We start from the raw sequence: 13,219 nt of genomic DNA, 5'->3' as shown, positions 1-13,219 counted from the left end.
TTGGTGGGCGCGCCGTTGGCGCGTCTTTGCTTTATCAGTATGGAGAGCGCTATGGCTTGGAATGAGCCGGGTGGCAACTCGAACAATCAGGATCCCTGGGGTGGCGGCGGCCGTCGTGGTAACGGCGGCGGTGGCGGCGGCGACCGCAAGGGACCACCGGATCTTGACGAAGCCTTCCGCAAGCTACAGGACAAACTCAATGGGGTGTTCGGTGGCGGCAACAAACGCGGCAGTGACAACAATGGTTCCAGAGGCAAGGGTGGCGGTTTCGGCCTGCTGTTCGTTGCGTTGGCCGTCGTGGGCGCTTTTTGGCTGTACAACGCTATTTATGTGGTCGATGAGCAGGAGCAGGCCGTCGTGCTGCGTTTCGGCAAGTACCACGAGACGGTCGGCCCGGGTCTGAACATCTACTTCCCGCCGATCGATCGCAAGTTTCAGGAAAACGTCACCCGCGAGCGTGCATACAGCAAGCAGGGGCAGATGTTGACCGAAGACGAGAACATCATCGAAGTACCACTGACCGTTCAGTACAAGATCAGCAACCTGCAGGATTTCGTACTCAACGTCGACATGCCTGAAACCAGTCTGCAACACGCCACCGACAGCGCCGTGCGCCATGTGGTGGGCTCCACCGAGATGGACCAGGTGCTGACCGAAGGTCGTGAGCAGATGGCTGGCGATGTGCGTGAGCGTCTGCAGCGTTTCCTCGACACCTACCGGACCGGTATCACCGTGACCCAGGTGAACCTGCAGAGCGCTGCGGCGCCGCGTGAAGTGCAGGAAGCCTTCGATGACGTGATTCGTGCCCGCGAAGACGAGCAGCGTGAGAAGAACCAGGCGGAAACCTACGCCAACGGCGTGGTGCCGGAAGCCCGTGGTCAGGCCCAGCGCCTGATCGAGGATGCCAGCGGTTACCGCGATGAAGTGATCTCCCGCGCCCAGGGTGAGGCGGATCGTTTCACCGCGCTGGTAGCCGAGTACCGCAAGGCCCCGGAAGTCACCCGTGAGCGTCTGTACCTGGACACCATGCAGCAGATGATGAGCAACACCAGCAAGGTGCTGGTCACCGGCGACAAGGGGCAGAACAACCTGCTTTATCTGCCGCTGGACAAGATGATCGACAGCCGTGGCGGCAGTAGCAATGCGTCTTCTAGCGCTGCCGGTGCTGGCGCGGCCGATCTCGGTGCACGCGTTGGTAACAACGTCGGGCAATCCGATGTGCGTACAAGGGAGAGCCGTTGATGAGCAATAAATCACTGGTGACCCTGATCGCGGGCGTCGTGCTGGCCCTGGTGGCCTGGAGCAGCTTCTACATCGTGGCGCAGACCGAGCGGGCGGTATTGCTGCAGTTCGGTCGTATCGTCGAGGCGGACGTGCAGCCGGGTCTTCACATGAAGATTCCTTACGTCAACCAGGTACGCAAGTTCGATGCTCGCCTGCTGACTCTGGATACCGTCAATTCGCGCTTCCTGACCCTCGAGAAGAAAGCGCTGATGGTCGATGCGTACGCCAAGTGGCGCGTGCTGGATGCCGAGCGTTACTACACCGCCACCTCGGGCATGAAGCAGATTGCCGACGAGCGTCTGTCGCGCCGTCTCGAAGCATCGCTGCGTGACCAGTTCGGTAAGCGCACCCTGCATGAGTCGGTGTCCGGCGAGCGTGATGCGCTGATGGCTGACGTGACCGCTTCGCTCAACCGTGCGGCGCAGCGTGAGCTGGGTATCGAGGTGGTGGACGTTCGCGTCAAGGCCATCGACCTGCCCAAGGAAGTCAATCGCAGCGTTTTCGACCGCATGAGCTCGGAGCGTGAGCGCGAGGCCCGTGAGCATCGTGCAAAAGGTAAGGAGCTCGCAGAAGGTATTCGTGCCGATGCTGATCGTCAGCAGCGCGTGATTCTCGCCGAGGCTTATCGCCAGGCCGAGGAGCTACGTGGTGAGGGTGACGCCCAGGCCGCTGCCATCTACTCCAAGGCTTATGGCCAGGATCAGGAGTTCTACTCGTTCTACCGCAGTCTGAACGCTTATCGCGAGAGTTTCGCCGACAAGCGTGACGTGCTGGTGCTGGATCCGAGCAGCGATTTCTTCCGCTACCTGGAAAAGTCCAAGCCATAACCGCGGCCCTGAGCCGCAGGCCAAACGCCGCAAGCCGATGCCGAGTGCTCGCTTGTCGTGTGAAGCTTGCGGCTTGAGGCTTTCGACGTGGTATGATGCGGCAGCCGGGAAAATCCCGGCTTTTTTACGCCTGTGGGAATCATGCGGCACGAACTGAGCGTTACGTTCTGTCTTCCAAGGTCCCTGACCTTGCCCCTTTCCGCGCCGCTGGCGTGGGGGCTTCGTGCAATCAAATCTCTGATCGCTTCGATGCCCGTTCCTGGAGTCGACCGGCCTGTTGCCGGGCTCGGCTTCCCATCCGCTTCACTGAAGGCTTGTGCCGCCCGAATCAAGAGGGAAATGGCGAAATGGCAACGGTAGACCGCTGGCTGCTGCCAGATGGGATCGAAGAAGTATTGCCCCCGGAAGCGGCGCGCATCGAAATCGCGCGTCGCCAGGTGCTGGATCTGTTCCAGCGCTGGGGTTACGAATTCGTGGTTACGCCCCATATCGAGTATCTGGAGTCGCTGCTCACCGGCGCGGGCCAGGACCTGGATCTGCGTACCTTCAAGGTGACCGATCCGCTGTCCGGCCGGCAGATGGGCTTTCGTGCCGACATCACGCCGCAGGTCGCGCGTATCGATGCGCACACCCTGCGCCGTGAAGGCCCGAGCCGCTTGTGCTACGCCGGCAGCGTGCTGCATGCGCAGCCGCGGGCGCTCACCACGTCGCGCAGCCCGATTCAACTGGGCGCCGAGCTGTATGGCGACGCCAGCCCGGCCAGCGATGTCGAGGTGATCAGCCTGCTGGTCGATACCCTCGAGCTGGCCGAAGTGCCGGACGTGCACATGGACCTGGGGCATGTCGGTATCTACCGCGGCCTGGTGCGTGCCGCCGAGCTTTCCGGCGAGGTCGAGCAGCAGCTGTTCGATGCCCTGCAGCGCAAGGCCATGGATGAGATCGATGCGCTGACCGAGGCGCTGCCTGACTCGCTGCGCCGCATGCTGCGGGCCCTGGCGGAGCTGTGCGGAAGTCGTGACGTGCTGGATCTGGCCCAAGCCTGCCTGGTCGACGCGCCGGATGATGTGCATGCCGCTCTCGATGAGCTGGTGGCCATCGCCGATGCGCTGGAGCTGCGCTATCCGGAGCTGCCGTTGTATTTCGATCTGGGCGAGCTGCGTGGTTATCACTATCACACCGGCGTGGTGTTCGCTGCGTTCGTACCTTCCGTAGGGCAGGCCATCGCCCAGGGCGGTCGTTACGACGACATCGGCGCCGACTTCGGTCGTGCCCGGCCGGCTACCGGCTTTTCCACCGACCTGAAAACCCTGGTGACGCTCGGCCGCATGCCGCTGGGCGAAGAGCCGGCTGGTATCTGGGCGCCGGACAGCCATGACGTTTACCTGTGGCAGGCGGTTCGCCGCCTGCGTGCCGACGGCGAGCGCGTGGTACAGGCGCTGCCCGGTCAGGAGCTAGGCGAGGCGGCGCAGGTGCGCTGCGATCGCCAGTTGGTATTGCGTGACGGTCGCTGGCAGGTGCTGGCGCTGGACTGAGCGGCCCGCGGGGTCGTCTATTCTGATTTACTTTCGCCGGCCGTGACCGGCTCAAGCTTGCGCGAAGAGGACAAGTATCATGGGTAAGAATGTCGTCGTCCTGGGCACCCAATGGGGTGATGAGGGCAAGGGCAAGATCGTCGATCTGCTGACCGAACATGCCGCCGCCGTCGTGCGTTACCAGGGCGGTCACAATGCCGGCCACACGCTGGTGATCGACGGTGAGAAAACCGTACTGCACCTGATTCCGTCGGGCGTACTGCGCGAGGGCGTGCAATGCCTGATCGGCAATGGCGTGGTGGTCGCTCCTGACGCCCTGCTGCGCGAGATCAACAAGCTGGAAGAGAAGGGTGTACCGGTGCGCGAGCGCCTGCGCATCAGCCCGTCCTGCCCGCTGATCCTGTCCTACCACGTGGCGCTGGACCAGGCGCGCGAGAAGGCCCGTGGTGAGCTGAAGATCGGCACCACCGGTCGTGGCATCGGCCCTGCCTACGAAGACAAGGTCGCCCGTCGTGGTCTGCGCATCGGTGACCTGTTCCACCGCGAGCGTTTCGCCGCCAAGCTTGGCGAGCTGCTGGATTACCACAACTTCCAGCTGGTGAATTACTACAAGGAGCCGGCCATCGACTTCCAGGAAACCCTGGATCAGTGCATGGAATACGCCGAGCAGCTCAAGCCGATGATGCTCGATGTCACCGCCGAACTGCACAACCTGCGTCGCGCTGGCAAGGACATCATGTTCGAAGGCGCCCAGGGCTCGCTGCTGGACATCGACCACGGCACCTACCCGTACGTCACCAGCTCCAACACCACCGCTGGCGGTATCGCCACCGGTTCCGGCGTTGGCCCGATGTACATCGACTACATCCTCGGCATCACCAAGGCCTACACCACGCGCGTCGGTTCCGGCCCGTTCCCTACCGAGCTGTTCGATGATATCGGTGCTTTCCTGGCCAAGCGCGGCCACGAGTTCGGCGCCACCACCGGCCGTGCCCGCCGTTGCGGCTGGTTCGACGCGGTGATCCTGCGTCGCGCCATCGACGTCAACAGCATCTCGGGCCTGTGCCTGACCAAGCTGGACGTGCTCGATGGTCTGGAGACCATCCGCATCTGCGTGGGCTACAAGAACGAGAACGGTGCGGTCATCGATGCGCCCACCGATGCCGACAGCTACATCGGCCTGGAGCCGGTGTACGAGGAAATGCCGGGCTGGAGCGAGTCGACCCTGGGTGCCAAGACCCTGGAAGAACTGCCGGCCAACGCCCGTGCCTACATCTCGCGCCTGGAAGAGCTGGTCGGTGCGCCGATCGACATCATCTCCACGGGGCCGGATCGCAACGAGACCATCGTGCTGCGTCATCCATTCGCCTGAGCGGTAACCGCAGGTCGGTAAAGGAAACGGGTCGCCTTTGGGTGGCCCGTTTTCGTTTGACGAGCCACGACGCTTGGGCGCAATCTGGCGATGTGCCTCTACTCGGCACGCGCCTTGCTTTGACTTGATCCTACCCTGAAGTTGCCGCTCCTCTGGCGGTCGGAGGATTTGCCCGTGATCGCTGTCTTGTCGCTGTTGCGTAGTCGCCTGCTGTTGCCCGTGTTCATCGCGCTGGGGGTGGCCTTGTTCGTGCAGGTGCTGCTGGTGCTGGCCCTGACCCGCAGTACCGTGGATGGTCTGGTGACCGACCTGGAGCGTCAGCTGGGCAGTGATTCCCAGCGTCTGGCGGACGAGTTGGAGCAGGCCAATCAGGACGTTTCAGCGAGCCTGGGTAGTCTTTCCGTGCGCACCCGCGAGAGCCTTTCGGCTGGCCTTTCGAGCCGCCTCAGCGAGGAGCGCGTGCAGATTCGCGCCAGCCTCGAGCGCAGCCTTCGCGACTCTGCCAATGATCTGGCGCAGTTGCTCGCCGCCGTGGCGCCGCGCGCCATGTGGGATTCCGATATTCCCGCGCTGTCGGAATTCGCCCGCCGTGCGCAGCGTAACCCCAACGTGTTGTTCGTGATCTACGACGATGCCGAGGGTAACCATCTGACCCGTTATCTCAATCGCCAGAACGAGCAGATCAAGAATATGCTCGACAAGGGTGAGGGGGAGCGTGCGCTGGACAAGGTGGTCAATGCAGCCAAGACCGACCCGACCGTATATTTCGTCGAAGCCAGCATCAGCCCCAACGATGTGGAAATCGGCAAGGTGCTGATGGGGGTGTCCACGGCTGCCATCGATGCCGAGCTGGCGGCTGTGGACAAGCGTTTCGAAGCCTTGCTGGCCAGTGGTGGGCAGCTCGTCGCCGATAGCCTGGCTGGCGCCTCGACGGATAGCGCCAAGGCGCTGTCGCAGCGCCTTGCTTCGGCGCAGCAGGCAGCTCAGGGCATGGCGACCAATACCGGTGCGGCGGTCGACGCTGCTGCCTCGAATCTGCGTTGGCGCATTGGGCTGGGCCTCGCTGTAGTCGGGTTCGGAGTTTTGCTGGCGCTGGCCATCGTGCTGGGTCGCCGTGTGGTGGTGCGCCTGCGCACTTTGATCGCAGCACTCGATGACCTGGCTGCCGGTGAGGGCGACTTGACTCGCCGTATCGAGATCGACAGCCGCGACGAGGTCGGGGAGATGGCCTCGGCGGTCAACCGTTTTGTCGCCAAGCTGCAGCCTATCGTTCGCGAAGCGGGTGAAGTGGCGGTGCGAACCGGGCAGGAAATCAGCGCCCTGAGCGCTCGCAGTGCGGCGGCGGAGTCGGCCGCCGAGCGCCAGCGCGACGAGGTGGCGGCCAGCCTGCAGGCGCTGGCGGCGATGGCCGACGAGGCCCAGGCCGAGAGCCGGGCCATGCAGGAGGCGCTGCAGCGGGTCGAGGCCATTCGCCAGTCGACCCAGGAGAACGCTGCGATCGCCAATCGTGTCGGCGGCTCCATCGAAGAGCTGGTACAGCGGGTCGGCGCCGGTTCGGCGGTCATCGAGCGTCTGGCCAAGCAGAGCGAGCAGATCGAAGTGGTGCTCACGGTGATTCGCTCGATCGCCGAGCAAACCAACCTGCTGGCCCTCAACGCGGCCATCGAGGCGGCGCGGGCTGGCGAAAGCGGCCGCGGTTTCGCGGTGGTAGCGGATGAGGTGCGCGCGCTGGCCAGCAAAACCCAGCAATCGACCGGCGATATTCAGTCTCATATCGTCGCCCTGCAACAGGGCGCTCGCGAGGCGGTCGGGGCGATCGGTCAGGCAGGCCAGCAGGCGGATCAGGGATTGGCGGCGCTTCGTGAAAGTGCGCGAATCCAGCAAGCGGTGCAGCGCTCGGTCGAGGACGTGCACGGCGCCATCAATGCCGCCACTCAGGCGGCGGCGCATCAGGCCGAAGGTGCCGATGCGGTGCGTGGTCGGGTCGAGGTGATCCATGCCGAAGCCCAGCGTGCGGCTGAGGCTGTGGCGGCGACGGCCGACAGCGGTCGGGTGCTCGATGGTCTGGCGGGGCAGCTCAAGGGCAGCCTGGGCCAGTTCAAGGTGTGAGGAGGGTGGCGCGGGCCTGGTGATTGCCAGGCCTTGCAGGTCACTTTATTGCAGGCAATAAAAAACCGAGCCATCGGCTCGGTTTTTTTGAATTTGGTGCCCAGGAGAAGACTCGAACTTCCACGATCTTGCGATCACTGATACCTGAAACCAGCGCGTCTACCAATTCCGCCACCTGGGCACTGCAGTAATGTTCGTCGTTACCGACACGGATCATTACGTCCGTTATTTGCAAAGCAGGTTATCAAGCTGCTTCACGAAATTTGGTGCCCAGGAGAAGACTCGAACTTCCACGATCTTGCGATCACTGATACCTGAAACCAGCGCGTCTACCAATTCCGCCACCTGGGCACTGAAACTGATGATTGCTCATCTGTTCCGTGTTACAACGTCTGCTCGACGCTGTGGGCGCGAACTATACGGTCGTGCTTTTACCTTGTAAACCCCTGACGTCGAAAAATTATTCTCGGTGAAAGCTGACCCGGAGGGCGCTTTCGCGCTTCAATACACACATGGCAAAAACCGACTCTATAGATAAGGTGAACAGTTTCTAATGGCCGATTGGCAATCCCTCGATCCCGAGGCCGCTCGAGAAGCGGAAAAGTATGACAACCCCATTCCCAGCCGCGAGCTGATTCTTCAGCAGCTGGCTGATCGCGGCTCGCCCGCCAGTCGTGAAGAGCTGGTCGACGAATTCGGGCTGACCACCGACGAGCAGATCGAAGCCCTGCGCCGCCGGCTGCGCGCCATGGAGCGCGACGGCCAACTGATTTATACCCGCCGCGGCACCTATGCGCCGGTGGACAAGCTGGATCTGATCCTCGGTCGCGTCAGTGGCCACCGCGACGGCTTCGGTTTTCTGGTGCCCGATGACGGCAGCGACGACCTGTTTCTCAGCCCGGCGCAGATGCGCCTGGTGTTCGATGGTGACCGCGCGCTGGCGCGGGTTTCCGGCTTCGACCGTCGTGGTCGTCGCGAAGGCGCCATCGTCGAAGTGATTTCCCGTGGTCACGAGACCATCGTCGGCCGTTATTACGAAGAGAGCGGCATCGGCTTCGTGATTCCCGACAATCCGAAGATCCAGCAGGAAGTGCTGGTCACCGCTGGCCGTAACGGCGGCGCCAAGCAGGGTCAGTTCGTCGAAGTGACGATCACCCACTGGCCGACGCCGCGCTTCCAGCCCCAGGGCGACGTGACCGAAGTGGTCGGCAACTACATGGCGCCGGGCATGGAAATCGACGTGGCGCTGCGCAGCTACGACATTCCCCACGTCTGGCCCGAGGCGGTGCTCAAGGAAGCCCGTAAGCTCAAGCCCGATGTCGAGGAGAAGGATAAGGAAAACCGCGTCGACATGCGGCATATCCCTTTCGTCACCATCGATGGCGAGGATGCCCGGGACTTCGACGACGCGGTGTATTGCGAGAAGAATGGCGGCAACTGGCGCCTGTTCTCCGGCGGATGGAAGCTTTACGTGGCCATCGCCGACGTTTCCCACTACGTGAAGGTCGGCTCGGCGCTGGATGCCGAAGCCCAGGTGCGCGGCAACTCGGTGTATTTCCCCGAGCGGGTCATTCCCATGCTGCCGGAAGAACTGTCCAACGGCCTGTGCTCGCTGAACCCCAAAGTCGATCGCCTGGCCATGGTCTGCGAGATCTCGATCTCCAAGACCGGCAAGATGACCGACTACAAGTTCTACGAGGCGGTGATCCACTCCCATGCGCGCCTGACCTACAACAAGGTCAGTGCCATGCTCGAGCAGCCCAAGAGCAGCGAAGGCAAGGCCCTGCGCAGCGAGTACAAGGACGTGCTGCCGCACCTCAAGCAACTGTATTCGCTCTATCAGGTGCTGCTCACCGCGCGCCACGAGCGCGGCGCGATCGACTTCGAAACCCAGGAGACGCGCATCATCTTCGGCTCGGGTCGCAAGATCGCGGAGATCCGCCCGACCCAGCGCAACGATGCCCACAAGCTAATCGAGGAATGCATGCTGGCCGCCAACGTGGCCACCGCCGCGTTCATGCAGAAGCACGGCATTCCGGCGTTGTACCGCGTGCACGATGGTCCGCCACCGGAGCGCCTGGAAAAGCTCAAGGCGTTTCTCGGCGAGCTGGGTCTTTCCCTGCACCGTGGCAAGTCCAAGGACGGCCCGTCGCCCAAGGACTATCAGGCGCTGCTGGAAAGCATCCGCGGTCGCGAGGATTACCACCTGATCCAGACGGTGATGCTGCGCTCGCTCAGCCAGGCGGTGTACAGCGCCGACAATCAGGGGCACTTCGGCCTCAATTACGACGCCTACGCGCACTTTACCTCGCCGATTCGCCGCTACCCGGATCTGCTGATCCACCGCGCGATCCGCAGCGTGATCCGCTCCAAGCAGGACACGCCGCACGTCGAGCGTGCCGGTGCCGTGAGCATGCCCAAGGCGCGCATCTATCCGTACGACGAGCCGATGCTCGAGCAGCTCGGCGAGCAGTGCTCGATGTCCGAGCGGCGTGCCGATGAAGCCACCCGTGACGTGGTCAACTGGCTCAAGTGCGAGTTCATGAAGGACCGCGTCGGTGAAACCTTCCCGGGCGTGATCACCGCCGTGACCGGTTTCGGCCTGTTCGTCGAGCTCAAGGACATCTATGTCGAAGGCCTGGTGCACGTCACCGCGCTGCCGGCGGATTACTACCACTTCGACCCGGTGCACCACCGCCTGGCCGGCGAGCGCAGCGGTCGCAACTATCGCCTGGGCGACAGCGTGTCGGTCACCGTGATGCGCGTCGATCTGGACGAGCGCAAGATCGATTTCGAAATGGCTCAAGGCGTCGAGCAGGCGCCTGCTGCCCGCAAGCGCCGCGAAACCGGCAGCGACAGCCGCGGTGGCCGGGGCTCGCGCAATGCGCCGGCTGGCAACACCGACGTGCAGAAAAGCCGTGACGTGAAGAAGGCGTTGCTCGACGAGTCCAAGACCTCCGGCAAGAAAGGAGGCGGCAAGACGACGGACAGGGGCGGCAAGCCGAGCCGCCACCGCAAGGGGCCGTCGAAAGGCAAGGCCAAGTCATGAGTCAGCTGGAAAAGATCTACGGCGTGCATGCCGTCGAGGCGTTACTGCGTCATCACCCCAAGCGTGTGAAGCAGATCTGGCTGGCCGATGGTCGCAGTGACCCGCGTGTGCAGCCGCTGCTCGAACTGGCCGGCCAGGCGCGAGTCGCCGTCGGTCAGTGCGAGCGCCGTGAAATGGATGCCTGGGTCGAGGGCGTGCACCAGGGCGTGGTCGCCGAGGTCAGCCCGAGCCAGGTGTGGGGCGAGGCGATGCTCGAGGAGTTGCTCGACCGTTGTGAAGGCCCGCCGTTGCTGCTGGTGCTCGACGGCGTGACCGATCCGCACAATCTCGGCGCCTGCCTGCGCACCGCCGATGCGGCAGGTGCGCTGGCGGTGATCGTGCCCAAGGACAAGTCGGCCACCCTCACTCCGGTGGTGCGCAAGGTCGCCTGCGGGGCTGCGGAGGTGATCCCGTTGGTTGCGGTGACCAACCTGGCGCGCAGCCTGGAAAAACTTCAGCAGCGTGGCCTGTGGGTCGTCGGTACGGCTGGTGAAGCCGAGCAGGAGCTGTTCCAGCAGGACATGACCGGCCCTACGGTGCTGATCATGGGCGCCGAAGGCAAAGGCATGCGCCGCCTCACCCGCGAGCACTGCGATTACCTGGTCAAACTGCCCATGGCGGGTAGTGTCAGCAGTCTCAACGTGTCGGTCGCCACTGGCATCTGTCTGTTCGAGGCGTTGCGCCAGCGTCGCTCGGGCAAAGGCTGAAACTATCGCCGACACAGCGTCGGCGATCAGCTGTTCAAAAAATCGCCAAATCGCCTTGCGTGCACCAGGGGGCTTCTCTAGAATGTCGCCCCTTGCTGTCATGGCAGGCGTTTTTGCGCCTCTGCGTTTCAGCAAGTCAACAGTGTCATTCACTCCTTGCCTGACCGCATTTCGCGGCAGGCTACAACCCGTAAGGAGCATTCATGCGTCATTACGAAATCATCTTTCTGGTTCACCCGGACCAGAGCGAGCAAGTCGGCGGCATGGTCGAGCGTTACACCAAGCTGATCGAAGAAGACGGCGGCAAAATTCACCGTCTGGAAGATTGGGGCCGTCGTCAACTGGCCTACGCCATCAACAACGTTCACAAGGCTCACTACGTGATGCTGAACGTTGAGTGCAGCGGCAAGGCCCTGGCCGAGCTGGAAGACAACTTCCGCTACAACGATGCCGTGATCCGTAACCTGGTCATCCGTCGCGAAGAGGCCGTTACCGGCCAATCCGAGATGCTCAAGGCCGAAGAAAACCGCAGTGAGCGCCGTGAGCGTCGTGAACGTCCTGAAAACGCCGAGTCCAACGACGGCGATGACAGCGACAACAACGACAGCGACAACGCTGACGAGTAATCACCGGATCTATTGAGGAGCCAATCCCATGGCACGTTTCTTCCGTCGTCGTAAATTCTGCCGTTTCACCGCTGAAGACGTGAAAGAGATCGATTTCAAAGATCTCAACACTCTGAAAGCCTACATCTCGGAAACCGGCAAAATCGTTCCTAGCCGTATTACCGGTACCAAGGCTCGTTATCAGCGTCAGCTGGCTACCGCTATCAAGCGCGCCCGCTTCCTGGCCCTGCTGCCCTACACCGACAGCCACGGCCGTTAAGATCTGACGTTCGACAAGTAGTAAGGGATATATCGCATGCGCGCCTTGGCAGAATTCATCATGCGCGGCCGTATGCAGGCCACCCTCGTGGTGGTCGGTTCTGCAGCTTTGCCGCTGCTGTTCTGGTTGAGTGCCGCCGCGGGAAGCCTGGTGCTTCTGCGGCGCGGCCTGAGTGATGCCATCGGCATCCTCGCCTGGGCGTTGCTGCCGGCCATTGGCTGGTGGTACTTCGGCGAACCGCGCACCTTGCTGGTGCTGCTGGGCGCGCTGGGGCTGGCGTGCGTGCTGCGCGCCAATCCGTCCTGGAGGCGGGTGCTGTTGTTCAGCATCGCGCTGGGCCTGGTGTATGGACTGGTTTTGGGGGCGACGTTCCGCGAGCCCATCGAAGCCATGGCGCAGGAGCTGAGCAAGCTGCTGCCGCAGATGTTCGATGGGGTTCACCAGCAGATGTCGGTGGACGATCAGGCGCTTCTGCAGAGTCTCATTGCACCGATCCTGACCGGATTGCTGGCAGCGTTGCTGCAGGTGGTCAGCTTGCTGAGCCTGATGCTTGGGCGGTTCTGGCAAGCGGCGTTGTACAACCCTGGAGGTTTCGGCTCCGAGTTTCGTGAGCTGAGATTTCCGCCGATGCTGGCGATGTTGCTGCTGGTCGGCATGCTGCTCGGGCCCAGTCTGGGTGTCGAGATGGCCATGCTGACACCGTTGTGCAGTGTTCCGCTGGCGTTCGCAGGCGTCGCCCTGTTGCACGGGCTGGTTGCCAAGGGCCGACTGTCGAAGTTCTGGCTGGTCGGTATGTACATCACGCTGCTGCTGTTCATGCAGCTGACCTTTCCCTTGCTGGTGGTGTTAGCCATCGTCGACAGTCTGTTTGATTTTCGTGGTCGTCTGGCGGACAAGCCCGGTTCGGGTCCCGCCAACGGTGAAGGTTAAAAGTTAAGAGGTAACACCCAAATGGAAGTCATCCTGCTGGAAAAAATCGCCAACCTGGGCAACCTGGGCGATAAAGTGAACGTTAAAGCCGGTTACGGCCGTAACTTCCTGCTGCCGCAAGGCAAAGCTACCGCTGCCACCGAAGCCAACGTCGCTGCTTTCGAAGCACGTCGCGCCGAGCTGGAAAAAGCTGCTGCCGAGAAGAAGGCGTCCGCCGAAGCTCGCGCTGCTCAGCTGGCTGAGCTGGAAGTCACCATCACCGCTACCGCTGGCGATGAAGGCAAGCTGTTCGGTTCCATCGGCACCCACGACATCGCTGACGCCCTGACCGCCTCCGGCGTTGAAGTGGCCAAGGCCGAAGTGCGTCTGCCGAACGGCACCATTCGCCAGGTTGGCGAGTACGACGTAGCCGTGCACCTGCACAGCGACGTCGAAGCAACCGTCAAGGTTGTCGTAGTCGCTGCTTAATTCTCAGCGAACTGCTT

Annotated in this window: 11 protein-coding genes, 2 tRNA genes and 1 pseudogene; 12 read left to right on the top strand and 2 right to left on the bottom strand. The window is 62.6% G+C overall.

Annotated features, from left to right (window positions below; genetic code table 11):
- Positions 1–51: 51 nt before the first annotated feature.
- The 6 genes and pseudogenes from hflK to BVH06_RS26240 all read left to right on the top strand — a co-directional run bounded on the left by hflK (position 52) and on the right by BVH06_RS26240 (position 7,124).
- Entirely contained in the window at positions 52–1,242 is a 1,191-nt protein-coding gene (hflK, locus tag BVH06_RS05480) for an FtsH protease activity modulator HflK (protein ID WP_075932388.1), read from the top strand.
- Complete coding sequence (hflC, locus tag BVH06_RS05475; RefSeq protein ID WP_075933464.1) at positions 1,242–2,111, top strand: protease modulator HflC; 870 nt, start codon at positions 1,242–1,244, stop codon at positions 2,109–2,111. The genes hflK and hflC overlap by 1 nt, the downstream gene beginning before the upstream one ends.
- A 347-nt stretch (positions 2,112–2,458) precedes the next feature.
- Positions 2,459–3,643 (top strand): ATP phosphoribosyltransferase regulatory subunit, encoded by a 1,185-nt coding sequence (locus BVH06_RS05470; RefSeq protein WP_075932390.1) that lies wholly within the window; start codon positions 2,459–2,461, stop codon positions 3,641–3,643.
- A gap of 79 nt (positions 3,644–3,722) precedes the next feature.
- Positions 3,723–5,015, top strand: coding sequence for an adenylosuccinate synthase (locus tag BVH06_RS05465; protein WP_075932391.1), 1,293 nt, complete (start codon positions 3,723–3,725; stop codon positions 5,013–5,015).
- 546 nt (positions 5,016–5,561) lie between these two features.
- A pseudogene (locus BVH06_RS26245) lies at positions 5,562–6,266 on the top strand (HAMP domain-containing protein); the annotation flags it as partial.
- Positions 6,240–7,124, top strand: coding sequence for a methyl-accepting chemotaxis protein (locus BVH06_RS26240; RefSeq protein WP_371915269.1), 885 nt, complete (start codon positions 6,240–6,242; stop codon positions 7,122–7,124). The pseudogene BVH06_RS26245 and the gene BVH06_RS26240, both read left to right, overlap by 27 nt.
- Before the next feature lie 94 nt (positions 7,125–7,218).
- On the opposite strand, the gene BVH06_RS05455 is transcribed toward BVH06_RS26240, so the two are convergent.
- Together BVH06_RS05455 and BVH06_RS05450 are read right to left on the bottom strand one after the other, a co-directional pair.
- A tRNA-Leu gene (locus BVH06_RS05455) sits at positions 7,219–7,305 on the bottom strand.
- 83 nt (positions 7,306–7,388) lie between these two features.
- Positions 7,389–7,475, bottom strand: a tRNA-Leu gene (locus BVH06_RS05450).
- A gap of 202 nt (positions 7,476–7,677) precedes the next feature.
- Here BVH06_RS05450 and rnr point away from each other — a divergent pair.
- From rnr to rplI, 6 genes are all read left to right on the top strand, one after another.
- Positions 7,678–10,173 (top strand): ribonuclease R, encoded by a 2,496-nt coding sequence (gene rnr, locus BVH06_RS05445; RefSeq protein WP_075933463.1) that lies wholly within the window; start codon positions 7,678–7,680, stop codon positions 10,171–10,173.
- On the top strand, positions 10,170–10,919 hold the full coding sequence (gene rlmB / locus BVH06_RS05440) for a 23S rRNA (guanosine(2251)-2'-O)-methyltransferase RlmB (protein ID WP_075932394.1): 750 nt from the start codon (positions 10,170–10,172) through the stop codon (positions 10,917–10,919). The genes rnr and rlmB overlap by 4 nt, the downstream gene beginning before the upstream one ends.
- Before the next feature lie 203 nt (positions 10,920–11,122).
- Positions 11,123–11,545 (top strand): 30S ribosomal protein S6, encoded by a 423-nt coding sequence (gene rpsF, locus BVH06_RS05435; protein WP_042553836.1) that lies wholly within the window; start codon positions 11,123–11,125, stop codon positions 11,543–11,545.
- 28 nt (positions 11,546–11,573) lie between these two features.
- Positions 11,574–11,804 (top strand): 30S ribosomal protein S18, encoded by a 231-nt coding sequence (gene rpsR, locus BVH06_RS05430; protein WP_003246847.1) that lies wholly within the window; start codon positions 11,574–11,576, stop codon positions 11,802–11,804.
- 36 nt (positions 11,805–11,840) lie between these two features.
- Positions 11,841–12,734 (top strand): hypothetical protein, encoded by an 894-nt coding sequence (locus tag BVH06_RS05425; protein WP_075932395.1) that lies wholly within the window; start codon positions 11,841–11,843, stop codon positions 12,732–12,734.
- 21 nt (positions 12,735–12,755) lie between these two features.
- Positions 12,756–13,202: a 50S ribosomal protein L9 gene (gene rplI / locus BVH06_RS05420; RefSeq protein WP_013793171.1), complete on the top strand. Its 447-nt coding sequence runs from the start codon at positions 12,756–12,758 to the stop codon at positions 13,200–13,202.
- The last annotated feature ends 17 nt before the right edge of the window (positions 13,203–13,219 follow it).

Source organism: Pseudomonas sp. PA27(2017), assembly GCF_001945445.1.
Taxonomy (GTDB): Bacteria; Pseudomonadota; Gammaproteobacteria; order Pseudomonadales; family Pseudomonadaceae; genus Aquipseudomonas.
The sequence above is the reverse complement of the archived record's forward strand: the minus strand, read 5'-3'. Positions and strand labels throughout refer to the sequence as shown.

Bases quoted from the DNA above. Each gene is read 5' to 3' on its own strand.
- hflK (WP_075932388.1), top strand. From the start codon at position 52: ATGGCTTGGAATGAGCCGGGTGGCAACTCGAACAATCAGGATCCCTGG.
- hflC (WP_075933464.1), top strand. From the start codon at position 1,242: ATGAGCAATAAATCACTGGTGACCCTGATCGCGGGCGTCGTGCTGGCC.
- BVH06_RS05470 (WP_075932390.1), top strand. From the start codon at position 2,459: ATGGCAACGGTAGACCGCTGGCTGCTGCCAGATGGGATCGAAGAAGTA.
- BVH06_RS05465 (WP_075932391.1), top strand. From the start codon at position 3,723: ATGGGTAAGAATGTCGTCGTCCTGGGCACCCAATGGGGTGATGAGGGC.
- BVH06_RS26240 (WP_371915269.1), top strand. From the start codon at position 6,240: ATGGCCTCGGCGGTCAACCGTTTTGTCGCCAAGCTGCAGCCTATCGTT.
- rnr (WP_075933463.1), top strand. From the start codon at position 7,678: ATGGCCGATTGGCAATCCCTCGATCCCGAGGCCGCTCGAGAAGCGGAA.
- rlmB (WP_075932394.1), top strand. From the start codon at position 10,170: ATGAGTCAGCTGGAAAAGATCTACGGCGTGCATGCCGTCGAGGCGTTA.
- rpsF (WP_042553836.1), top strand. From the start codon at position 11,123: ATGCGTCATTACGAAATCATCTTTCTGGTTCACCCGGACCAGAGCGAG.
- rpsR (WP_003246847.1), top strand. From the start codon at position 11,574: ATGGCACGTTTCTTCCGTCGTCGTAAATTCTGCCGTTTCACCGCTGAA.
- BVH06_RS05425 (WP_075932395.1), top strand. From the start codon at position 11,841: ATGCGCGCCTTGGCAGAATTCATCATGCGCGGCCGTATGCAGGCCACC.
- rplI (WP_013793171.1), top strand. From the start codon at position 12,756: ATGGAAGTCATCCTGCTGGAAAAAATCGCCAACCTGGGCAACCTGGGC.